Raw genomic sequence first — 21985 nt, 5'->3', positions numbered from 1 at the left:
CGATTACTGTTTGTCGACGAACTGGACGATGCGGTTGAAGTCTTCTGCATCGCCGATGGTGTCCGCACTCGCAGCCCACAGACGGCCGGCTTCTTTGGCAATCGGCGCGGTAGCGTGTGCGCTCTCGAGCAGCGCCATCGCAAGGCGCACGTCCTTTCTCATGAGTTTCATCGTGAATCCCGAGTCGAACTTGCCGTTGAAAATCCACGTCGGGTAGTTCGTCAGCGTTGCGCTGTTCTTACCCGAGCCGCCGTTGAGTGCCTCGACGAGCTTTTGCGGGTCGACGCCGTTCGCTTCGGCGGCCCGAACGGCTTCGCTCGCGGCCAGAAGATGAACACCCGTCAACATGTTGTTGATGATCTTGGTGACATGACCCGCACCGACGGGGCCGACGTGGACGCGCTTCGCGCTCATCACGGCGAGGATGGGCTCAACGGCTGCGACGTCTTCGTCTGCGCCACCCAGAACCATCGTCATCGTGGCGGTCGCTGCACCCTTGGGGCCGCCGCTGACGGGACCATCGACGAAGCCCACCTTGCATTCGGCGAGAGCGGCTGCAACCTTGCGCGTGCTGCCCGGCTCCGCCGTCGTCGTGTCCACGACGATCAGGCCCGGCTTTGCACTGGCGGCAACGCCGCCTTCACCGAGCACGACCTGCTCGACGATATCGGAAGTCGGCAGCGAAAGAATCAGCACGTCGGAATCACGCGCGATATCAGCGATCGAAGCGCGCGCCTGAACGCCTTCTTCCTGCAGTTTGTCTGCAACGCCGGGCGCGGCGTCATAGCCGAGCACGTTGAAACCGCCGCGCTTGAGCGAGAGCGCCATCCCGCGCCCCATGTTGCCCAGACCGATTACACCAACCGTCTTCATGTTTCTAGCTCCAGGTCTCTTGATTTCGCAGTTCGTACCGTGGCTGCTGTTCCACGTTTCCGACTGCATGGCTTCCATACTGGACTTTCGAAAACCTATAATCAATAAACGCCAATTTGCGAAGTGTTCTAATAATTCGAACGGTGAGGTCTCATGGCAGAGAGTCTGACGGAGAGCAGGATTGTCTATTTCTACGAAGCCGTACGATTCGGCAGCATTCGCGCAGCGGCAGACTGGCTAAACGTCGCGCCCTCGGCCGTGAGCAGGCAGATAGGGTTACTGGAGCGTGAACTCGATGCCGCGCTGGTCGAGCGGCACGCCCGCGGGGTGAAACCTACGGAGGCGGGAGAGTACGTCATCGAGTACTACCGCGAGCAGATGGCGCACAAGGACGACCTCATCAGCCGCTTGCAGGAACTGCGCGGCTTGCGCACGGGGCACGTCAACGTTGTGCTTGGCGAGGGATTCGTATCCGACATGCTGTCGGGCCCGATGCAGCAGTTTTGCAAACAGTATCCGGGAATCAAGGTCAATCTCGACCTCGCCGGAACGAACGAGGTCATGCGCAAGATTACCGAGGACGAGGGTGATATCGGGCTCGTTTATAACCCGCCGCCCGAACCCAAGATCGTCTGCCGGGCGTCGCGCATGCAGCCACTGATGGCGATCGTCGGCCCGGGCTTTCCTCGCGCGCAACGTGAAAAAGCCATGACAGTGCGAGAGCTGGCGTCCTTTCCGCTGGCGGCGGCGCATCCCTCCTTCGGTACCAGGCAGATGCTTGAGGCCGTCGAGTTTGCCGAAAAGATACGCCTGGATCCCATCGTCACGACCAACTCGATATCCATCCTCAAGCAGTTCGTCAAATCGGGGCTGGGCATTGCATGTTTGCCGGCGTTTTCCGTCTCGACTGAACTGGACGCGGGGGAACTCTTCGCGATTCCGATTGATCATCCGCTGCTTATCAACGCGGAGGCGCAGCTTGTGACGCGCGTCGGCCGGAAGCTGTCCGTCGCCTCGAACCGGCTACTCCAGCTGATGCACTCGCAGATGCGCGCGTTTCGTTAGACGACCGGCCACTTTCGAAGTATGTGACGTTCGTGTTGCTGAAGCCAGTCGCCCGAAGTAAGCGACGGCATCCGGGCTACGCCCCGTTGGCTTCAATCTGATTTTCTTGCCGCGAGAGGTAGCCAGTCTGCTGGATGTTCGATGCTGCGAAGAAAGGCGTCCAGAGCGCCTCTGGAAAGCGATACGCTCGCATTGTTCTCGAGTGGGTGAAACAGAAAGATTTCTTCTTCGGTCAATTCGGCATCAATGACAAGTCGCACCCGTTTGGCTTCGTCATTGACCAGCGCAAGTGGGCTCAACGCGCCCGTACGTATACCCAGTAACTCGAAGAGCGTATCCGCAGACGCAAACGACAGGCGTTTGCTGTCGATTGTTTCAGCGATACCAGCCAGATCTAGCGACTTGGTGGCGGTTGTTACGATCAGAAAGTAGTGCCCCTTCTTGTCCTGCAGGAGCAGGTTCTTGCAGCGAGCCCCTACGACTGAAAGTGTCAACATTGCGGACTCTGCCATGTTGTGTACCGAGTCGTGTTCCTCGCAAGAAAATGGAATCTCCCGATCTTCAAGAAGCTTCAATACTTCGTCTTTTCCTGGCATGCTGTCGTTCGCGTTGTTCCAGAAACATACCGGCCCCAGAACCATTTCAGAGCCGGTTTTCCATACACCATTGGGTCAGGCATCAAACACAGGATACGATGCCTTGCGGATAGCGGCGATCGTGTCGTCCGGTGAAAGCAATCCGGACTCGTCCAGAATAGCGACCATCGAGCGACCCTCGGCCACCGATTGCCGTGCGAGCTTGCTAACGCGAGCATAGCCAATCCTGGGAACAAGCGCTGTCGCGACAGCCATCGACTCCATCAGATGCTTCTCGTTGCGTGCCACGTCAGCCTCGATGCCCTTCACACACTTTTCGCCAAAGCGCTGAATGCCGTTGGTCAGCAACGCGATACTGTCGAAAACGCGAGAAGCAACAACGGGCTCGAAATGATTGATTTCCAGTTCGCCGTACTGAACCGCCTGAGCAACGGCGACGTCGTTTCCAACGACCGCGAAGCTCAACTGGATCATCGCCATCGGCAGGACGGGATTGACCTTGCCCGGCATGATCGACGAGCCAGCCTGTGCCTCCGGCAGTTTCAGTTCCGCAAGGCCGCCGACAGGACCGGATGACAGCACGGTCAGGTCGGAAGCGATCTTTGCGAGCGACACCGCGCAAGTGCGAAGTTCGGCTGAGACGCGCGAGAACACATCCATGTTCTGCATGGCGTCGAATGGATTTGCCGGCGCCCGATAGTCGACGCCGGTCACGCTCTGGAGATGCGCGTACACCGCCGCGCGATAACCTGCTGGAGCACCGAAGCCAGTCCCGATAGCCGTACCGCCTAGCGGAAGCGTGCGAAGCTTTTCACGCACCGCGGCAAGCTCTTCTGCCAGGCGTTCTGTCAGGGATGCGTAGCCGCCAAAGAGCTGCCCGAGACGCATCGGCTGGGCATCCTGCAGGCAGGTCCGGCCCAGATGTAAAACGTCCGCGAACTCCGTGGCCTTGCTGTTGAAAAGTACCGCGAGTTGCGTAGCCGCCCTGATAAGCGGCCCGAGCATCGCATACGTGGCAATCTTCAAGGCGGCAGGATACGCATCGTTCGTCGATTGGGAGCCGTTGACATGGTCATTCGGATGAACGACCTCGTAAGACCCAGCAGCGTGACCCAGGATCTGCTGGGCGCGATTCGCGATGACCTCGTTGAAATTCATATTGGTCGACGTGCCACCCGAACCTTCCATAAGGTCGACCACAAATGAGGCGTCGAATCGCCCCTCGATGACTTCCTTGCAAGCTGCAACGATGGCTTCACATTGCTGGTTGGTGATGACTTCGTTGTCGCGATTAGCCAATGCCGCGGCCCATTTGACCTGCGCAAAGGCGTCTCGAAACTCGGGATAATGGGCGATGTTCAGCGGCGAAACCGTGAGGTTGTCGACCCCACGAACAGTATTCACGCCGTACAGTTTGTCGCCGGGAATGGTGACTTCACCAACATAGTCACGTTCAATGCGAACTTCGCCCTGTGCAAGCTTATTCATGAAGATTCCTTCCGCCAACGGTGATAAGTTTTTCAATGCCCCCGTCGAGCGCTGTCAGTCTCGGCAGGAACGATGTCTCAATAACTTCGCGCGCTGTCTCGCAAGCGTCGTCGAAAAAAACGTTGTATTCGTCCCGGCGCGCCACGAGGTACAGTGAGCGCTCCAGGCCTAAGTTCTCGACTACATGCGTGGCAACGTTGCCCGCATGCGTCACGCCCTGAAGAAGGCACATCGGTGATGTAATGGCCCAACCGATTCCTTCTGCCACCATCGAGGTCAGAGCATCGGCGTTGTCCAGTTCAAGCCTGTTCGGTGCGCGTATCTCGATGCGCCGGAGGTACCGTTCGATCTGCATGCCCACCTGAGACGTCCGGTTGAACCTGACTATGGGCAAGCTGTGAATCAGCGTGCGCAAGTCGTCGATGGTCTTCACGGGCGTTCCGAGGCTTTTCGGCGTTATGACGAAGTAGCGCTCGGAGAACAGCCGATATCGGACGACGTCATTGGCATCTATCAGCGGATCGCTCGTGACGATCAGATCGAGGTCCCGGCGCAAGAGGGCTTCTCCCTGTTGAGGACTCAGACCCGTACGAATCGACAACTGCGACACCTTTCCCAGCAGCTTCTTCGTAAACACCGAACCGCATGTAGACGCAAAGGAATCAACCAGTCCGATGCGCAAGTCCGGTTTGATGCCTCGTCCCGCTTCGACCACTTGCGCCTTGAGATTGGCGATCTCTTCGCTCAGCACTGCGCCCCGGTTTCTCAGCGCAATGCCAAAGGGCGTCAGCGCCATCGGTCGCGTCGTCCGGTTGACCAGCACGACACCCAGTTCGTCTTCGAGTTGCCGGATGATTTGCGACACGCCCGACTGGGATATGCCCATCCTTGTTGCTGCGGCAGACATGCTGCCCTCTTCTGCGACCGCGACGAAGACCTGTACAGCATGCATATCAATGGGTTTGTTCGACGGCATGTCGTTTCCTGTGTGAGCGGCCTGGCATAGGTTCTCGCAGCCGACCCGCCGCCAGCACCCAAGGTCATCAGAGGCCTGTTTTCCTGCCACCAGACGCAGCGGTCGCGAAAGTTGAGTCATGATGCCCTGCGGCCTCTACCTGGTCCTCGGCGACACTGTCCGACTTCACGTCGGAAAGGTTCTCGTTGCCCGTTTCGGGTGCCATGAAGTGGCAGAAGACGCCACCAAAGAGCAGAACCGCGACGCAGACACCCAGCGCTGCGTGAATGCCGACCTGCTGAACGGCGATCGGCAGCAGGAACGTGCTGATGGCCGAACCAAAGCGGCTCGATGCGACCGCAAGGCCAACGCCTGACGCGCGAAGGTGCGTCGGAAAGAGCTCGGGCGGATAGACAAATTCGAGGTTCGCCGCTGCCGAGAGGATGCACGCGAAGAGGCCGAAGACCAGCATCGTACCGATGGGCCCGAAGTTGGCGTAAGTCAGCACCGCAAGGCCGAGCGCCGCAAGATAGAAAGTTCCGAGGAGGAACGTACGGCGGGATAACCTGTCGATCAGCAGCAAGCCGATCACAGCGCCAACGAGAAGCAGGATGTTGTAGACGAGCCCGCCAACGAACTTGTCTTTGACGTGCAGAGCTTCAAGGACTTTTGGGGCGAAGGTACCCAACGCGAAATAAGGAATGACCTGGCAGGTGTAGAAGACACAGCCGACCAACGTGTTTCTGCGCCACCGGGGCGAGAACAGCTGCGACCAGGCACCCTTTTGTTGCTGCGGCGCCCCTGTCGTTGTCGAGAGCGTGACTTCGGGTCCGAATCTGCGACGAACAATGGCAAGCGCTTCGTCGCCGCGACCGCGTTTCATCAGCCACATCGGCGATTCGGGAACGATCAGGCGGAACGGGAGAATAAGCAGTGCGGGAACGCCGCTCGCAGCGAGCATGATCCGCCAGGCATCAGGGCCAATGTCGCGCATGGCGAAGCCAGCGAGGTACGCACCGACATAGCCCGCCGCCCACGCTGCTGCGAGCACGCTCAGCAGACGGCCACGATACCGGCGGGGCGAGTACTCGGTCACGAGGGACTTACTCACCACGTAATCGGCACCGAGAATGAATCCGAGCAACAGCCGCAAGACGAGCAACTGCGAAGGTGACGTCACAAAATACTGCGCAGCAGAGACGATTGCGAATAGCAGCATGTCGTACGCGAAAATCGTCCGACGGCCGTATTTGTCCGCCACGGGACCGGCCAGCATGCTGCCGAAGAACAGGCCTGCAAGCGAGGCCGCGCCGAGCAGTCCCATCCATAGCGCGTCGAGATGCAGCGGTCCAGCTGCCATGCTGACCGCGATGCCGATGATGCCGAGAACGAAACCATCACTGAATTGCCCGCCCGTTCCACTGAACGCAACCCCGATGTGAAATGGGCGCAACGGCAAGTCTTCGAGTAGTACCTGTTTGCTCACAATCGTCTCCAATCTCCAGTGTGGTGTTCATGTCGATGCACCTTGGAGACCAGTGTAGAGCGCCTACTTCAAGAAAACAGCAGGTGACGAAGCAGTATCAAACATTCTAATACTACCTCGCATTAGGACTGAAAACAGGCGATTCCCGGTGGTGGGCCGGGTGTACTAACGGGAAACGGCCGGAACTGAGGCGGAACCGGCCTGTGCAACCGGAACGCGCGTCCAGCCTGAGACGACGAAACGGGCGCGGCGACGTGATTGCGTCGCCGCGCCCTCGAACGCTTAAGACGGGTGAAGCATCACCTGCACACGCCCCGGGTTATTCGTCACCGTGAGCGCGAACATCAAAAAGATTCGGGCTTTAACCAGGCGCTACTCGCGACCCCGAGCAGTCATTGGCCCTACAACGACGAGGACCACTTCCGCGCGTCACGATGGTCGTGCAGAAGGCGCTCTTGCGCGATGTCAGCAACTATGGACGCCTGGTCTAGCGTCCGCTTGAGACTCACCCATAGCGCTGGTTTGATAAGCCGTTGGCTAAAACTTGTGACGCAAGGCAGCGCGGATCGCAAGTTGATGATTGTTCGAGGAGTCACCGAGATTGCCAATATCAGCGACGGCAGGCGCGCCAGTCGACGATGTGCCTGATGCGCGTTGCCAGGCGCCTTCGACATAGAGGTCTGTTCGCTTCGAAAGAAGGTAGTCCGCCATCAGCATCACCTGGTTGTAGTGCTGATTGCCAACTGTCTGGCCCGCAGTGGTGTGGACCGATTCACCCTTCAGGTAGTCATACGCAGCACTGAAACTCAGTGCCGGCGTAGCGAGCCATTTCACCGCGAAGTCGACGTTATTGAAGTGTGCAGCAGAGCCTGCGAGCACACCGCCAAGACCGGCATATTGGGTGTTGGACCAGGAAGTCGTCAGGTTGACCGGGCCGATTGCATATCCTGCACCGACCACCGCGGTTTGATATGCCGAGGCGCTGGCGTAACCCTTGTTGAGCGACTGCGATAGCTGCGACGCGCCGTTTGCATTTCCTGTAAAAAAGCCTGCTCCTGCAGTGGTTGACGTCGGATTCTTGAAGTATTCGAAAGCGCCACCGAAGGTAAAAGGTCCGTTCGCGTAGCTGACACCAACGGAATAGCCGCTATTCGCCGTGCCATCGCCAGGTACGCCGCCCACGCTATATTCGCCGCCTACGCTCAGGCCGCGATATACAGGGCTCATGTAGCGAATCGAATTGTTGACGCGCAGCGAATTACCTGTGTTATCCAGATCGCCTGGATGAAGAAAGATTGCCGTGCCGGCCTGCGAGCCTTGGGTCGTCACGGGTTGCGCGAAGTACAGCACCATGTCGTATTGCCGGCCGAACGTGAGCGAGCCGAAAAGGTCGCTGCGCAAGCCGACAAACGCCTGTCTCCCGAGGAACGTGCCGCCCTGCGCAGACTGACCATTGTTGATGTTCAGCCCGGGCTCCAGAGTGAAGATCGCCTGCAAGCCACTTCCCAGGTCTTCCACACCTGTGAAGCCGAAGCGGCTACCGTTGATGCCGCTTGTCGAATCGAGGAAGATCTTCTTTCCGCCGGTGGGTCCGCCGACGTTGTTGAGGAACATCACACCTTCATCGAGGATGCCGTACAGCGTCACCTTGCTTTGCGCGTGCGCGGCCGCTGAATACATGCCGACCATGCCGACCATGGCGCATATCCTTATTCCAGATTTCATTTTTCGGATTTTATTTATCAGGCATGCGAATTAAATGGATTTCACACTGAACAAAAAATGCAGGCGAAATAGCGGTTGGCGATGACTTCCGCGCTGTGGCGAAAGCAATCCGTTTATCAATCGTCTGGCAGGGTAACGGCTGCGCCGCTGGCCGCGGCAGCATGCACAGCCATCGTGGCCTGGAGTGTGCGCAAGCCGTCGAGTGCCGAGCACACGGGTGCTTCCGCCCCGTCGATCACCGCCCGAAAATGGCGAAGCTGTTCCGTGTAGGGGCAACCTGTGTGTAGCGCTGTCCGCTCCGCCGTCAACGGATCGTGCCATCCCTTGCCGGTGCGATACTCCCAGACTTCGAGCCGCGGCAGCGTGAGAGACGCATCCGTACCGCAAAGGTAATGGGAGTTCACGTCCTGTTGAGGAAACCGCTCGACCTCTCCGGCAGCGAGATCGTAGTTCCATGGCGCCGCCGTCGTGTCGCTTACGCTGACCGTCGCGAGTGCGCCATTCTTGAACTTCAACACAACTGCCGCCGTGTCCTCCACTTCGAATCCACGCGTCTCGTTTGACGTGACGGCCTGGAGGCTTTGCACATCACCAAAGAGATGCCTGAGCAGGTCGATGTCGTGAATCAGGTTGATGAGGATCGGGCCGCCGCCTTTCGTTCGCCGCCACGCGGTATCGAAATATTCGTCCGGTTTGAGCCATGTACACAATACGGTCGCGCTGACGGGCCTGCCCAGCCGGCCCGATGCAACGATCTCACGCGCGCGGCGCACGATCGGATTGTGGCGACGCTGGTGACCCACGAGAACCGGCACCTTGAATTCCTGGGACGCGTCGCGGATACGACGCGCGTCTTCGACCGTGTACGCAATCGGTTTCTCAACGATCACCGCGATACCGCGCTCGATGCAGTCCACTGCGATGGCACCGTGCGTCACATTTGGCGTGGCGATCACGACGCCCTTGGGCTTGACGGTGTCGAGCATCGAACGGTAATCCGCAAACCACGGCACGTTGTATGAGGTGGCCATCTGCCTTGCCGTTTCACTGGGATCGGCGATGGCCGCGAGGCACACCTCGTTATGGTTTGCGGCGAGGTCAATATGTACCTTGCCAATGAGTCCGGCGCCGATGACGGCTATGGGTAATTTGTTCATGATTCACACTTGCGGTTATTTCGTTGATGAGTCTCAGCGGCACTGCGAGTCAGTGCGTTTTTCACGTGCTTGCTGTATCAGGTCCTTCGACGATTGGAACGCCAGCCTCAGGCGTTCCGATGCAGGCAGCGTCTTGAACGGCATTTCCGCGCTGATGGCGATGTCGTCGGGTAGTGAACGCAAGAGATCGACAAGCGGTAGTACACCTTGTCCGGGTGGCAGTCGACCCTCACGTGCCTCCCGAATCGTCGCGTCGTCGCCGATGGGCGCAGTGGCGGGAGCGTCGCAGATCTGAACGGCGCGCAGTTGGGAGGCCGGAAACCCACGCAGTTCGGCCGGCATGCTTCCCGAGCGTGCCAGGTGGAGTGCGTCGACGAGCAAGGCGCCGTTGGGTCGCGCCGCGGCGTCGAGCACGCGGCGCGCCGAACCGATATTGTTGACGTGGCGCCAGCGCATCGGCTCGAGGTCGATTCTTAGGCTGAACTCCGCCGCGAGGTCGCAGAGTCTGCCCAGATTGTCGGTCAGCCGCGAGAAGTCGCCATCGTCGCCCGATACGGTCACTGCTTTGGCGCCAAGACCAGCGGCAGCCTCGAACATCGCGGCGTACGACTGAACGTCGAGTTCGGGCACGATCGAAATGAATTCGACTTCTTGTACCTTCATGCCATGGTCGTCGAGCAGACGGATCAGTTCACGGTGTTCCTCCGTTCCCGCCTTCAGCGGATAGCACGGCATGCCTGGGGCGACGGGGTTCGTGCGGATGCCAACGGAGCTGAAGCCGGCGCGGGCGCTTTGCGCGATGAGCGCGGCGGGAGCCAGTTCGAGCGCTGTGAGGTGCGCCACGCCGATCTGAGGTTGTTTCATTGGATTGCTTCCTTCTTTTCGACAGAGCCGGAATCGAGTTCGATGCGCTTGATGTCGCCGACTACGAAGATGTAGCAAAGCGCGCCCACGAGGGTGATCGCGGAGACGAAAGCCAGTGCATACACGAACGAGCCCGTGGCGTTGACGATCAGGCCGATGACAAGCGGCGTGACAATCCCTGAGGCATTCGCAAACAGATTGAAGATGCCGCCGCTCAGACCAAGCAGTCCCTTCGGCGCGATATCCGAGACGATCATCCAGGCCAGCGCGGACAGCCCTTGGGAGAAGTACGCAACACAGAGAATGGCAATCACCGCTGCCGTCGAATCGACGAAGTTGGCGAGCACGATCGTCGAGCCGGTTAGCAATCCTGCCGTCACGGGCAGCTTGCGCGCCCAGTTCAACGACATGCCCCGGCGCAGCATGGCATCGGAGATCCAGCCACCGGCGAGCGTACCGACCGACGCCGCGATGAACGGGAGAACCGCCAGAACGCCGACCTTGAGCCACGGCATATGTCGCTCGGTGACGAGATAGGTCGGAAACCACGTGAGAAAGAAAACGTTGGTCGCATTGCTTGCGAACTGCGCGATGCAGATTCCAAGCATGCGGCGCTCCTTGAGGATGGCCGCCATATGGGACCACCTGAAGCGCACATGAATCCGGCCGCTGCTCACCACGCCACCGCCCGCCTCGATGTGCTTGAGTTCGGCCTCATTCGCGCGGCGCGACTCGTGCGGTTCATTGAAGCGAGCGAGCCACACCCAACCGAACATGATGCCAAAGGCGCCGACGAGGCCAAACAGGGCACGCCAGCCGTATCGATGTTCAAGCCAGAAAAGCAGCGGACTCAGAAATGCGAGGCCCGCATATTCGGCGAACGTATACACGCCTGTTGCGCGTGCCCGTTCGCTTTGCGGAAACCAGGTAGCGACAACGCGGCTATTGGTCGGAAAGCACGGCGCTTCCGCCATGCCGACGAGCAGGCGGAGCATCAGCAGCGTGACAAACCCCAACGCGAGTCCTTGCAAGCCGGTGAACAACGACCAGAGCGTCAGTGCAAAGAAATAAGTCCATTTGGTTCCGATGCGATCGAGCAGGATGCCACCGGGAATCTGCGATGCAGTGTAAGTCCACGAAAACGCCGAGAAGATGACGCCCATTGTGGCGGGCGTGAGCCCAAGATCGTGGCTCATGCTCGGCGCGGCGATGCCTGCGACGCTGCGATCGAGATAGTTGATCATCGTGCCGACCGCTAGCAAACCGAGAATGCCGAAGCGGGCGCGCGAGCGCCGCGCCGTAACCGACGACGCGTCGGCGGCCTGAAGGCCTGAGGCGTATTTCATCGCTGTCTCCACCATTTGTTGACTTTTTGCCGCATCGTTCGCGACTGTGAAAACGATTCTATAGACAACACTTTTTGCATCAATACCGATACCGTTGTCTCGGCATCAACGATCCGTTTACAATCGCCGCATGGATATCGATGACCTGAACGTGTTCTGCATTGCCGCGCGGCGCGCGAGCTTCGCGGCCGCCGCGAAAGAGCTGGGGACGACGCCTGCGCATGTCAGCAAGCGAATCGCCATTCTCGAAGCGGCGCTGTCGGTGCGTCTTTTTCATCGCACGACGCGGCGCGTGGTGATTACGTCCGACGGTGAAATTGCCTTCGAATGGGCGCGCCGCATCCTCGAAGACGTTGCATCGATGACGGAGACGTTGCAAACCACGAAGGGCGAACTGTCGGGCCTGCTTCGTATCAGCACAAGCCTGCGTTTCGGGCGTCTACACGTCTCGCCCATTCTTTCGCTGCTGGGCGAGCGCTATCCGAAGCTGGACGTCTGGCTGGAAGTACTCGACAGGCGCACTGATCTCGTCAATGAAAAGATCGACATCGATCTTCGATTCGGCGATCCTGTGCAACCGCAGTTGATCGCTCACCGCATAGCCAGCAACCGCCGCATCCTGGTTGCCGCGCCCAGCTATCTCAAGCGGCGAGGTGAGCCGAAACTGCTTGCCGATCTGGCGGAACATGAATGCCTGCTGTACCGGGAGCGGGAGCAGGCTTTCGGCACCTGGCGGCTGATGGGACCCAAAGGTATCGAGGCGGTGAAGGTCACCAGCCGCTTCGGTTCCAATATGAGTGACGTCGTGCGGAACTGGTGTCTCGACGGTAAGGGAATCTGCCTGCTGTCGGTGTGGGACATCGCGGATGCGATTCGCGCAAGACGCGCCGTGCAAGTGCTGCCGCAGTACTGGGAGCCTGCCGATATCTGGGCGGTGTTGAGCACTCGATCCGTGAATTCTGCCAAGGTGCGCGTCTGCCTCGATTTCCTGAAGGAGCAGTTGAGCAGCGGTCCTCATGCACTTGATATGAATCTGGAGATCGGTGGCTGAAGGACCTGAAGGGAATGCTCAACGCAAAGCGCGTCCGCGTAGAGATCGGCGGTGACGTTATGCGGCAGCGGCTGGTGATCCATAAACCCAGGCGGTTGAGCCGGAGCCCGCCATGAAGCGTCATTCGCATGCACTGTCACTTACACATTCGGGCGAAGGCTCGAACGCGCCCGGCTTCTACAACGTCAACAACGGCGACATGCCCTACTTCGCGGTAAGCGTCTAGTCATCCCATCTTGAGTTGCGTCAATCACCATCAGTGCTGCCGTCGTGGGGTTGACTCATGTATGGCCCATTCATCTGTCCATCTGCGGTGCGCGGCACCAATTTTCCAGACTCCACGCATTCAGAACCTGAAGATCACATTCAGGCTCGGACCGCTGAACCGCAGCGTCTGCACGAGCTGATCGACCGAGCCGTAGAACGCCAGATACCGATACGTCAGACTGACGTCGCCCCATTTCAGCGCGTAGCCGAGCCCGGTCATCGCCTGCCATGTGAACTTCGACGTTCCGGCGCCCAGGTCGAGATAGAACGGCACGTACCACCGGCCGTCGCCCGTGATCGACACGCGCCCCCGCACGCCCGCGAAGCCGTCGAAAATGTTCTGCACCTGCGATACGTCTAGTTGCGGATTCGCGCCCACACCGGTGCTCGTGGTCGAGACGGCTGTCGCGTCGAGCGTGCCCTTCACGCCGAGGTAGCGCATCCCCACGATCGCATCGACGTAACCCCACGACTGCCGAATCATTGTGCGCCCGCCGCCGATCTCGATCAGCGTGCCGCGAAAGCTTGTTTCGACGCTCTTCTGCGTTTCGCGTGGCCCGAACAGACCGTTCGTGGCGTTGACCGCACTCTCGTGGCGCCCGAAGTTCAGATAGATCCCGTCCGCGAAGAAACTCCAGTCGCCCTTGCGCGCTTCGCCTTGAATCATGAAAGCGAATTTGAGGTTCTGCAGATAATCGTATGGGCCCGTGGACGCATCGGCGCCGCCGCCAGGCAGCGAGAAGCGCATCGTGCCGTCCACGGATGGCAGCCACAGGTAGGGTGCCACCGCGAATTGCCAGTGGTCGTCCACCTCGCTTCGCGTCGGCGCAGCGTCCGACGCCTGTGCGAACGTCGCGACGAATGTCAGAGCGGCGATGTATCCGCAGTATCCGCGCATGAAGGGAGTCTCCTCTGCTTCCATTCGTATGAACGCGCCCCCCGGTCGACCCAGCTTCCACTCTGATGAATGCGCTGCCGCATATGCAGAAAGCGTGAGTCAACGGGCCTCGATTTCGTTTTCGAGCGTCCGGCCTTCCTCGAATGCCGTTGCGCTTTGAAGCGTCGTTTCGCAGATCGTGGTCAGCGCTTCCCGCGTGAGAAACGCCTGATGCCCCGTCACGATTACATTAGGAAAAGAGACCAGCCGCTGGATGATGTCGTCCGCGATCACGACGCTCGACAGATCCCTGAAGAACAGGTTTGCCTCCTGCTCGTAGACGTCGATCGCCACACCACCCAACTGACCCGTTTTAAGGGCTTCGATGACGGCCTTCGTATCGATCAGCGCGCCGCGGCTCGTGTTGATCAGCAACGCTCCCGGCTTGGCGCGCGACAGCGTTTCGGCGTTGATGATGTGGTGCGTCGCCGGCGTCAGCGGGCAGTGCAGCGAAATGACGTCCGCTCTCTCCCCGATCTCGCCGGGGGCCGCGTAACGCGTGCCCAGCGCTTCGAACTCCCGCGACGGCACCGGATCGTAGCCGATCACTTCACAGCCGAAGCCGAGCATGATCTTCGCGAACACACGACCGATCTTGCCGGTGCCAACGACGGCGACCGTCTTGCCCGTCAGGTCGAAACCGATCAGGCCATCTAGCGAATAATTCGAATCCCGCGTCCGGTTGTACGCGCGATGGATTTTCCGGTTGATTGCGAGCAGCAGTGCCACCGCATGTTCCGCGACGGAGTTCGGCGAATAGTCGACCACGCGAACCACTTTCATCCCGAGACGGGCCGCCGTCTCAAGATCGACGTTATTGAAGCCCGTGCAGCGCAGCGCCACGAGCCGCGTGCCGCCTTGCTGGAGCGCTTCCAGCACCTGGGCGTCCGCGCGATCGTTGACGAAAATGCAGACAGCGGGATAGCCGCTCGCGAGGCCTGTTGATTCGGCCGTCAACGGCACCTCGAAGAAATTCAGCGTGTGATGCCCGTTGGCGTTGGCCTCGATGAGGTAGCGGCGCTCGTAGGGCGTCGAGCTGAAAACGGCGATCTCCATGGCGTGCCTCCGGTCTCCGGATAATCACGATAAATGCCCGAACCACGGTGCGCACTACCTGCGCACGGGCGGTTGAGCGTGTCGTGGCAATTTCAACGTAGAGGGTGGTCAGTGAAAAGACTAGATCATGCGCGTGCGGGATGATAGGGGACCTTGGTCCAATGGTCGTCCTCTTTAAGAGCATTCCGTCGCAAATCGGTTCTGGTGCAAATGAGACTGCAGCCAGTTTAAGCTCGCGGTTTAACGAGTGGACGGCGAGGCATGAGCAAGTGGCAAAGCCGATTTCCGGCATCGAACTGATGCATCGCATTCGCAAAGGTCAATTCGAGCTCAGCAAACTGCAACGAGCCGCGATTCCTCTTTACCTTTTATTTACACCACAGCCTATAGAACCTGATGCCTTTTTCTAAAACACGATCCGACGGGTTTTCGCTTCCCCAATCGTATCGATGGCGTGCCGGGTTCTAATTCGTTGAGAGCGCCCTGTTCTCTTGCTCAACGATTCGCGCAGGTCAACTTTTCCTCCATTTAACGTCGATATCGCGGAATCCGTTCTCGCTACCTGACTAAATCGACTTTGCCGGCCGGTATCCCCCAACAGCCCAACCCGGACAAGGGTTTCCGGCCTATGCAACTGATCGAAGTGTTTGAGCCTTAACAGATCGGCAATGACCATATAAACCAATTAATTAAGAGCAGTTTTCACGCGGATTCTCGAGGAAATAGTTCCGGGACCGCTTTTCCATTATTCTGACGCGTGGCAGCTTGTCATCAATACTGGCACGACCATCGTCACCTTCCTCATGGTCTTCCTCATCCAGCAAAGTCAGAATAAGGATGGCGTCTCGGTCCATCCGAAGCTCAACGAGTTGCTCGCTTCGCACAGAGAGGCGAGCAATCAGCTCATTTCTCCTCAATCACATCGATCTAGATGCGCAACTCTTGTGCCAGACTGTTGCTCAGGGTACGCTCGTCGGGATGTTCGGCGAACTGGGCTAACCAGGTACTGAGGGAATTGCTTCAGCTGTTACGTTCGAAAGTCAGCGAGAGCACCCAAATGCCCGGTCAAAAGCCTGAACTACCCTACTCCTCTAAAACGACCGGGAAGGCAGGAGGAGACGTTCGCGTCTAGCTAACGACCGTCTCTTGAACTAAGGTTTCTAAAGCACCCTACTCCACCGACCTCAAGCAATACCGCCACGCAAGGCACATTTACATCGGCGGCGCTACGCCGTCCTTTTCGACCACGACGAATTGCGCGCCGTAGCTCCCGCCGTTGGCCGGGGCCGCCACCACGAACACTTTCTTTCCCGCGATCAGATCAGCACGCGTGGCGGGCGCGAGCGTCACGACAGGCACGTTGGCCGGCACCGTGATCGAGTTGCTTCCGCCCTTGTACGAGAGCTTCAGGTCGCGTCCGCTCGTGCTCTCGACAACCGTGTCCACATTCGCATTCGTCATCGAACTGTTGGCGCCGAGATCCCATGCATAGTGACCTTCGCCCGTGCCGCGCGCAGCCTCGGGGAAGACCAGCACCTCCTTCGCAGTCAGCTTGCCGTCGGGACCGGGTGTGGCCGCCGCGCCGACGTAGGAACCCGGTTTGATATCGGCGAGCTGGATCGGCTTCACGGCGCTAACCTTCGACGCGTCGCTCATGGCGATCGTCACGGTTTCGCCACTGCGGCGATGCACCGTCAACGTATTGCCGGAGAACGACACGATGTCGCCGCGGATACGCTCGGGCTTCGTGGCCGAAGATTGAGCGAACGATGCGCTGGCAAGCGTGAGCGCGACGAAGGAAGCAGCGAGCTTGAAACGAATGGGCATAGGAACTCCGTTGGTGTGATGTGATTGAAAAAATCTGCGGCGCGCGGGTCAGGATCCGCCGAACCAGTTGTAGCCCTGGTTTTCCCAGTAGCCACCGGGAAATTCGTTCGTCACGGTGATAGCGACGATATGTTTCGGGTTCTTGTAGCCGAGCTTGGTCGGGATGCGAAGCTTCATCGGGAAGCCATATTTCGCGGGCAGGACGTTGCCGTCATAGGTCAGCGTCAGCAGCGTCTGCGGATGCAGCGCCGTTGGCATGTCGATGCTCGTCCAGTAGTTGTCGGCGCAATGCAGCGCAACGTATTTCGCCGTCGTATCCGCACCGGCCAGCAACAGAAAATCCGAGAAACGCGCGCCGCCCCACTTGCCGATCGCGCTCCAGCCTTCGATACAGATATGCCGCGTCACCTGGCTGCGTTGCGGCAGTGCGCTCAGCTCGCCGAGCGTCCACACGCGCCGGCCTTTGACGAGACCCGTGAGCTCTAGCCGATAAGTCTGTGCATCGACCTCCGGCACCTGATCGATGTCATAGAAAGCGTTGAACGGAAATGGGCGCGTGATCATCGAGTCCGGATAAGTCGGCGCGAGCTTGAGTCGATCGAAGAGTAGCGCCTGCGCGTCGTCGTTAAACGAGGACATCGTGCGTAGCAGGTTGTTCACCGACCTGTCGTTCGTCAGATCGCAACCGGACAATAGTGCGAGGCCGCCCAGCGTCAGGATTCGCTTGCCGAAGAGGCGCCGCGAAGACGAACGCAATTCCTTCTGCGCGTCCTTGATGATGGATGCGGCGTCGAGCGTCCCCACGTCTTTACCTGAGTTCATGATCTAGCGGCCCCGGACCATGGTAAGCAGCGATCGCGGCACGAGCGCGACCATGGCGACATGGATCGCGAAGAAACCAACGAGTACGCTCATCGCAACAAAATGGACGATGCGTGCGTTGTCGAAGCCACCCATCAGCGTCCGCAGAACCGGGAACTGCACTGGCTTCCAGATCGTCAGGCCAGACACGATCACCAGCGCAATGTCGACGATGACGACAAGGTACGCCAGCTTCTGTACAGCGTTGTACACGCTGAGATCGCTGTGGCTGAGCTTCCCGCGCAGGGCAGCAACAAGGTCGGTCGCAATCGCGCGAAGGGTGATGGGAAAAATGGTTCTGCGCAGTCGCCCGGTGAAGACGCCCAACGCCAGGTACGCAACGAAGTTGGCGACCAATATCCACATGACCGCGAAGTGCCAGAGCAGCGCGCCGCCCAGCCAGCCGCCGAGCGTGATAGCCGCCGGGAAACGTATCGCCCCGAAAATGGGAGACGCGTCATACACCTGCCAGCCGCTCATGCACATGAGGATCACTGCTGCTGCGTTGATCCAGTGGAAAGCGCGGACCCATACGGGATGAATCGTGGCGTGACTCAAGAACACCTCATTGCCTGCGGTATGGAAAGCACGTTGCGGGATACTCTGCAAGAGCGCGGATAAAGCGGGCATCGTGCGTGCGCCATGGTTCAACGCGCCGAAGCTGGCGTTACGTTTCCGCAGCGGCGACGGGTTGATCTGACGACAAGGATCGCAGGTGTACGGCAGCGAGGGCATCGGTCAAATGACCGATGTGCGCAGAGGCGATGTCCGTCCGCGTGATGAAATGCGTCTATGCAACGCAAAAGCCGGCACTGGTACCTAGCGTCATGTGCCGGCTTAGGGGGATCGGCAGCGATCCGCTTGCAGCGATTCCTGCCCGGCTCGCGACCCTGCATATAGAAACTGCCTCAGGCCGTCGCTGCCCTTGTCGGGCATGATTCGTAGGCGTTCTCCCGTTGAGCGTGATGATCGACGCCCGATCCGCGTTTAAGCGAGCACGATATCGCGCTCCCCTCCGGACTGGATGTTGATGTACACCACGTCGTCACACGTCTCATTCCTGACGTGGTGGATGACGCCGGGTTCGACCGTGTGATGGTCAACGACGTGCCTTTTGTCGACCAACGCGCCTGTTTTCGTTTCAACAGTGAGCACGCCTTTGACTACGACAAAGCGGTCTCTCACGTTTGTATGGTGATGCCATTGCGTTTCGCCGCCGGGAAGGACCGTGGTCTGGGAGACGGAGTAGTCTTCCTTGATCAGCAGCGTCTCATATCGTACCTTGCTGTTCGCGAGGGGAATGTCCTTGTCATTCAATTTAGCCTCCTGTGAGATGAGGTCTCACTGTAACGTCCAGGTTGATATCGAGGGTAGCGACGAATTTGTGTACGATGGTATGAGTTAAATCGACGTCTCGACCAACGGCAGCTAGCGCTGCGCACCGATGACCGCACGCGCGTGGCGGCATAGGCCGAATTCGAGCCAGTCCATTTGCATCGACCGCCGCATCAAACCCTTCCCGTTCAGGCACCGCGACCACGTGCATGAAGTAGCACCGTCCCGATCCCGCTACATGCAATCACGAGCATGCCAAGCGTCATCCATAGATCCGGTATCTGACCAAAGAAGACCCAGCTAAAGAGCGTGGCGAACGCCAGTTGCGCATAGCCGAAAGGTGTGAGCACTGCGAGGGGCGCACGTCTAAGCGCCTGCAGCATCAACGAGTGCCCCGCAGTTGCGAGCGACGCCATCACAAGAACAAGCAGCCAGCTACCGAAGCGCACGCTTTTTATCTCGGGGAACAGGGTCGCCTGAGCAGTCCACAAGAGTGCGGAAAGCATGAGTGTCGCCACCAATCCAGTCAGAAAATTGGTGATCATCGGGTCACCCGTCTTCGACAACTTGCTGGACACGACCTGAAAGCACGCGAAGGTCGTTGCGGCGGCGATCGGAAAGCACACCGCCCACGTAAACTGGCCGCCGCCGGGGCGCACAACCATCAGCATGCCGATGAAGCCGAGAATGACCATTGCCCATTTGCTTCTCGCCACATTCTCACCGAGGAGCGTTGCGGCCAGTACCGTGGTGATCAGCGGAGCCATCATTGCCAGCGAAGTGGTGACGGGAAGCGGCAGATAGCGCAGCCCCGCAAAGGTCGAGGCGGAGTTGAGGAGCAGCAGAATGGCACGCAGCAATTGCAATCGGAATGGCCGCGCGCCGTGGAGGTCACCGACTCCGCGCCGTATCACCCAGACCGCAAGCACGACCGTCTGGAACACATACCGGACCCAGAGCAGCGCAAGCAGCGGCACGGAAGAACCGATGACCTTGACCATGGAGTCACTTCCCGCAAAGGTTGCCGTTGTGAGGACCATGATGAAGATCCCCGCTTCTACGCTTGAGCCGGCGAAAAAGCGGTTGAAATATTGCGGGTACTGCACGCGTCTCCCTTATCGGCGTATGGCCGAGATCGCTAGTATCGAATTGACAGGAAGCTATTCTCGCTTACGTCGCCCGAGCCAAAGCATCGATTGCGACCGAACATGCACGCCTGAGTCGACGACATTGCCAGACTTCAATCAAAATTGAAAGCGCACCCCGCCAATCGGGCATTGCTTTTTCCGGAACGCATAATCATGGCCTGCTTCCTGGAAACAGTTAAACAGCGGACCTTGAAACAAGGCAACACTTTATGAACAGTTCTGCCCAAAGCACTAAGGACCCTCATCATGCTGCTCGACCTTGACCATTTCACCCCTGGCCTCTCCTTGACAGGCGGGCTCGTGATCGGTGCCGCGGTTGCCGTGCTGGTATTGTTCAACGGGCGAGTCGCCGGCATCAGTGGCATCTTCGGTGGCCTGCTGGGATGGCCGCGCGATGACGTCAACTGGCGTCTCGCATTTCTGGCGGGGCTCGTGGGAGCGCCTGTCATCGCCGGACTGCTGGGCAAGCCTGCACAGGCAGAGATCGAGGCTAGCTGGGGCGTGATCCTTGCGGCCGGGTTTCTTGTCGGCATGGGTACCCGCTATGCCAGCGGCTGCACCAGCGGGCACGGCGTATGTGGTCTCTCCAGAGGGTCTGTGCGCTCGCTCGTCGCCACCGCAACCTTCATGGTCGCGGGATTTCTGACTGTCTTTGTCCAACGTCACCTGATCGGAGGCTGATATGGCAGCCCTCAAGGCAACGCTCATCGCACCGTTTACGGCATTGCTCGCCGGCCTTCTTTTCGGGGTCGGCCTGATGGTGTCAGGTATGGCAAACCCGGCGAAGGTGCTGGGTTTCCTCGATCTGGCCGGCCAGTGGGACCCATCACTGGCCTTTGTGATGGTTGGCGCCGTTGCGGTCGGCTCACTTGCATTTTTCGTAGCCAGACGCCGTGACAGGTCATTCCTTGAATTGCCGATGCAACTTCCCATCAGCACGGCCATTACGCCGAGACTGGTTCTTGGTAGCGCTGCTTTCGGTATCGGCTGGGGTTTGGCCGGTTTCTGCCCGGGGCCCGCGCTCGTTGCGCTTGGCGCTGGCTACCCCAAGGCTGTCGGCTTCGTGGCGGCAATGGTCGCCGGCATGGCCGTCTTCAGGCTGGATGAGCGGAAGAAAGCCACGGCACGCGAGGTTCCGGGCCCGTGACAAACCTCAAGCACTCAACGACGCCGACAGCTTCGCGAAGGTGCTCTCGTCCGTGCGGTCGAAGTAAAGCGGCGTCACCGATACGCGCCCCGAAGCGACCACAGCCGTTTCGCTATCGGGTGCGTTCTCGCGCGGGCCACGCTGGAATCGCAGCCAGTGGTATTCGAGGCCGCGCGGGTCGACCTGCGGCAGCACGTCGATACCTTCCACGAGGCCCACGCCCTGCTTCGTCGGTGTCAGCGGACCCGCCGCCGACGCATCGACATCGGGGAAATTGACGTTCAGGCAAACGGGCGCGTCGTGTTCGATGGCCAGCAATTGGCGGATCGCGCCCGGCGCGAGTGCGCGTGCGGTATCCCAGCGCACGTTCTCGCGGTCCCGGAAGACCTGGCTCAATGCAATCGACGGCAGCCCGAGCAGCAGCCCTGTCATCGCCGCGCCAACGGTGCCGGAGAACATCGTCTCGACGCCGAGATTGCCGCCGCGATTGATGCCGGACAACACGAGCGTCGGCGGCGTGTCGCGCATCAGATGACGCACGGCCATCACGACGCAATCGCCAGGCGTGCCCACCACGCCGAAGCGGCGCTCGCCCTGGCGGCTCACGCGCAGCGGTGAATGCAGGCTGATCGAGTGCGACGTGCCGCTCTGATCGTGCTCGGGCGCGACGACCCATACTTCGTCGGCGAGCTCGTTGGCTACGGCTTCGAGCACGGCAAGGCCGGGAGCGTCGATGCCGTCGTCGTTGGTGAGGAGAACGCGGGGGACCTTGCTGAAGGATGCAGACATGACGTGAGATAC

General features: G+C 59.5%; 22 protein-coding genes and 1 pseudogene. 6 read left to right on the top strand and 17 right to left on the bottom strand.

What is annotated here, in order from left to right:
- Positions 1–3 precede the first annotated feature (3 nt).
- Entirely contained in the window at positions 4–873 is an 870-nt protein-coding gene (locus BLT65_RS27470) for an NAD(P)-dependent oxidoreductase (RefSeq protein ID WP_244186645.1), read from the bottom strand.
- Positions 874–1026: 153 nt separating this feature from the next.
- Here BLT65_RS27470 and BLT65_RS27465 point away from each other — a divergent pair, with 153 nt between their 5' ends.
- Positions 1027–1938 (top strand): LysR family transcriptional regulator, encoded by a 912-nt coding sequence (locus BLT65_RS27465; protein ID WP_091783339.1) that lies wholly within the window; start codon positions 1027–1029, stop codon positions 1936–1938.
- A 92-nt stretch (positions 1939–2030) separates the two neighbouring features.
- Here the strand turns inward: BLT65_RS27465 and BLT65_RS27460 are convergent, their stop codons facing one another.
- The 8 genes from BLT65_RS27460 to BLT65_RS27425 form a co-directional block, all read right to left on the bottom strand.
- Positions 2031–2534, bottom strand: coding sequence for a prolyl-tRNA synthetase associated domain-containing protein (locus BLT65_RS27460; protein ID WP_167306546.1), 504 nt, complete (start codon positions 2532–2534; stop codon positions 2031–2033).
- Between the two features lie 75 nt (positions 2535–2609).
- Positions 2610–4022: an aspartate ammonia-lyase gene (locus BLT65_RS27455; RefSeq protein ID WP_091783333.1), complete on the bottom strand. Its 1413-nt coding sequence runs from the start codon at positions 4020–4022 to the stop codon at positions 2610–2612.
- Positions 4015–4998, bottom strand: a complete 984-nt coding sequence (locus BLT65_RS27450) for a LysR family transcriptional regulator (protein WP_042306027.1) — start codon at positions 4996–4998, stop codon at positions 4015–4017. The genes BLT65_RS27455 and BLT65_RS27450 overlap by 8 nt, the downstream gene beginning before the upstream one ends.
- Positions 4999–5065: 67 nt before the next feature.
- Positions 5066–6463: an MFS transporter gene (locus BLT65_RS27445; protein WP_091783658.1), complete on the bottom strand. Its 1398-nt coding sequence runs from the start codon at positions 6461–6463 to the stop codon at positions 5066–5068.
- Positions 6464–7000: 537 nt separating this feature from the next.
- Complete coding sequence (locus BLT65_RS27440; RefSeq protein ID WP_091783330.1) at positions 7001–8188, bottom strand: porin; 1188 nt, start codon at positions 8186–8188, stop codon at positions 7001–7003.
- Positions 8189–8304: 116 nt separating this feature from the next.
- Positions 8305–9345, bottom strand: a complete 1041-nt coding sequence (locus BLT65_RS27435; RefSeq protein WP_091783327.1) for a Gfo/Idh/MocA family protein — start codon at positions 9343–9345, stop codon at positions 8305–8307.
- A gap of 33 nt (positions 9346–9378) precedes the next feature.
- Positions 9379–10209: a sugar phosphate isomerase/epimerase family protein gene (locus tag BLT65_RS27430; RefSeq protein WP_091783324.1), complete on the bottom strand. Its 831-nt coding sequence runs from the start codon at positions 10207–10209 to the stop codon at positions 9379–9381.
- On the bottom strand, positions 10206–11555 hold the full coding sequence (locus tag BLT65_RS27425) for an MFS transporter (protein ID WP_091783321.1): 1350 nt from the start codon (positions 11553–11555) through the stop codon (positions 10206–10208). Before BLT65_RS27425 ends, BLT65_RS27430 begins: the two co-directional genes overlap by 4 nt.
- A gap of 130 nt (positions 11556–11685) precedes the next feature.
- On the opposite strand from BLT65_RS27425, the gene BLT65_RS27420 reads away from it, so the two are divergent.
- Positions 11686–12606 (top strand): LysR substrate-binding domain-containing protein, encoded by a 921-nt coding sequence (locus BLT65_RS27420; RefSeq protein WP_091783318.1) that lies wholly within the window; start codon positions 11686–11688, stop codon positions 12604–12606.
- Between the two features lie 346 nt (positions 12607–12952).
- On the opposite strand, the gene BLT65_RS27415 is transcribed toward BLT65_RS27420, so the two are convergent.
- Together BLT65_RS27415 and BLT65_RS27410 are read right to left on the bottom strand one after the other, a co-directional pair.
- Positions 12953–13771, bottom strand: a complete 819-nt coding sequence (locus BLT65_RS27415) for a hypothetical protein (protein ID WP_091783313.1) — start codon at positions 13769–13771, stop codon at positions 12953–12955.
- Positions 13772–13870: 99 nt separating this feature from the next.
- On the bottom strand, positions 13871–14866 hold the full coding sequence (locus tag BLT65_RS27410) for a 2-hydroxyacid dehydrogenase (RefSeq protein WP_091783310.1): 996 nt from the start codon (positions 14864–14866) through the stop codon (positions 13871–13873).
- 161 nt (positions 14867–15027) lie between these two features.
- Between BLT65_RS27410 and BLT65_RS27405 the strand changes: the two genes are divergently transcribed.
- Both BLT65_RS27405 and BLT65_RS48035 read left to right on the top strand, forming a co-directional pair.
- The gene (locus BLT65_RS27405; RefSeq protein WP_143036567.1) at positions 15028–15276 is read left to right on the top strand and encodes a hypothetical protein; all 249 of its coding nucleotides are present in this window, start codon (positions 15028–15030) and stop codon (positions 15274–15276) included.
- 315 nt (positions 15277–15591) lie between these two features.
- Positions 15592–15774 (top strand): annotated as a pseudogene (locus tag BLT65_RS48035) (low affinity iron permease family protein); the annotation flags it as partial.
- 304 nt (positions 15775–16078) lie between these two features.
- Here BLT65_RS48035 and BLT65_RS27395 read toward each other — a convergent pair.
- The 5 genes from BLT65_RS27395 to BLT65_RS27375 all read right to left on the bottom strand — a co-directional run bounded on the left by BLT65_RS27395 (position 16079) and on the right by BLT65_RS27375 (position 19995).
- On the bottom strand, positions 16079–16693 hold the full coding sequence (locus BLT65_RS27395) for a hypothetical protein (protein ID WP_091783305.1): 615 nt from the start codon (positions 16691–16693) through the stop codon (positions 16079–16081).
- Positions 16694–16741: 48 nt separating this feature from the next.
- Positions 16742–17515, bottom strand: coding sequence for a molybdopterin-dependent oxidoreductase (locus BLT65_RS27390; protein ID WP_091783303.1), 774 nt, complete (start codon positions 17513–17515; stop codon positions 16742–16744).
- A 3-nt stretch (positions 17516–17518) separates the two neighbouring features.
- Positions 17519–18112 carry a cytochrome b/b6 domain-containing protein gene (locus BLT65_RS27385; RefSeq protein WP_091783654.1) on the bottom strand — a complete coding sequence of 198 codons (594 nt, stop codon included), beginning with the start codon at positions 18110–18112 and terminating at the stop codon, positions 17519–17521.
- Between the two features lie 429 nt (positions 18113–18541).
- Positions 18542–18871, bottom strand: a complete 330-nt coding sequence (locus BLT65_RS27380) for a cupin domain-containing protein (protein WP_091783302.1) — start codon at positions 18869–18871, stop codon at positions 18542–18544.
- A 206-nt stretch (positions 18872–19077) separates the two neighbouring features.
- On the bottom strand, positions 19078–19995 hold the full coding sequence (locus tag BLT65_RS27375) for a DMT family transporter (RefSeq protein WP_091783300.1): 918 nt from the start codon (positions 19993–19995) through the stop codon (positions 19078–19080).
- A 288-nt stretch (positions 19996–20283) separates the two neighbouring features.
- Between BLT65_RS27375 and BLT65_RS27370 the strand changes: the two genes are divergently transcribed.
- Both BLT65_RS27370 and BLT65_RS27365 read left to right on the top strand, forming a co-directional pair.
- Entirely contained in the window at positions 20284–20718 is a 435-nt protein-coding gene (locus BLT65_RS27370) for a YeeE/YedE family protein (protein WP_091783298.1), read from the top strand.
- Position 20719: 1 nt separating this feature from the next.
- Complete coding sequence (locus BLT65_RS27365) at positions 20720–21184, top strand: YeeE/YedE family protein (protein ID WP_091783296.1); 465 nt, start codon at positions 20720–20722, stop codon at positions 21182–21184.
- Between the two features lie 6 nt (positions 21185–21190).
- Here BLT65_RS27365 and surE read toward each other — a convergent pair whose 3' ends face one another.
- Positions 21191–21973 (bottom strand): 5'/3'-nucleotidase SurE, encoded by a 783-nt coding sequence (gene surE / locus BLT65_RS27360; protein ID WP_091783294.1) that lies wholly within the window; start codon positions 21971–21973, stop codon positions 21191–21193.
- Positions 21974–21985 lie beyond the last annotated feature (12 nt).

Origin of the sequence: Paraburkholderia steynii (assembly GCF_900100565.1) — a bacterium.
Taxonomy (GTDB): domain Bacteria; phylum Pseudomonadota; class Gammaproteobacteria; order Burkholderiales; family Burkholderiaceae; genus Paraburkholderia; species Paraburkholderia terrae.
Note: the sequence above shows the minus strand (reverse complement) of the source record. Positions and strands in the feature narration are given on the sequence as shown.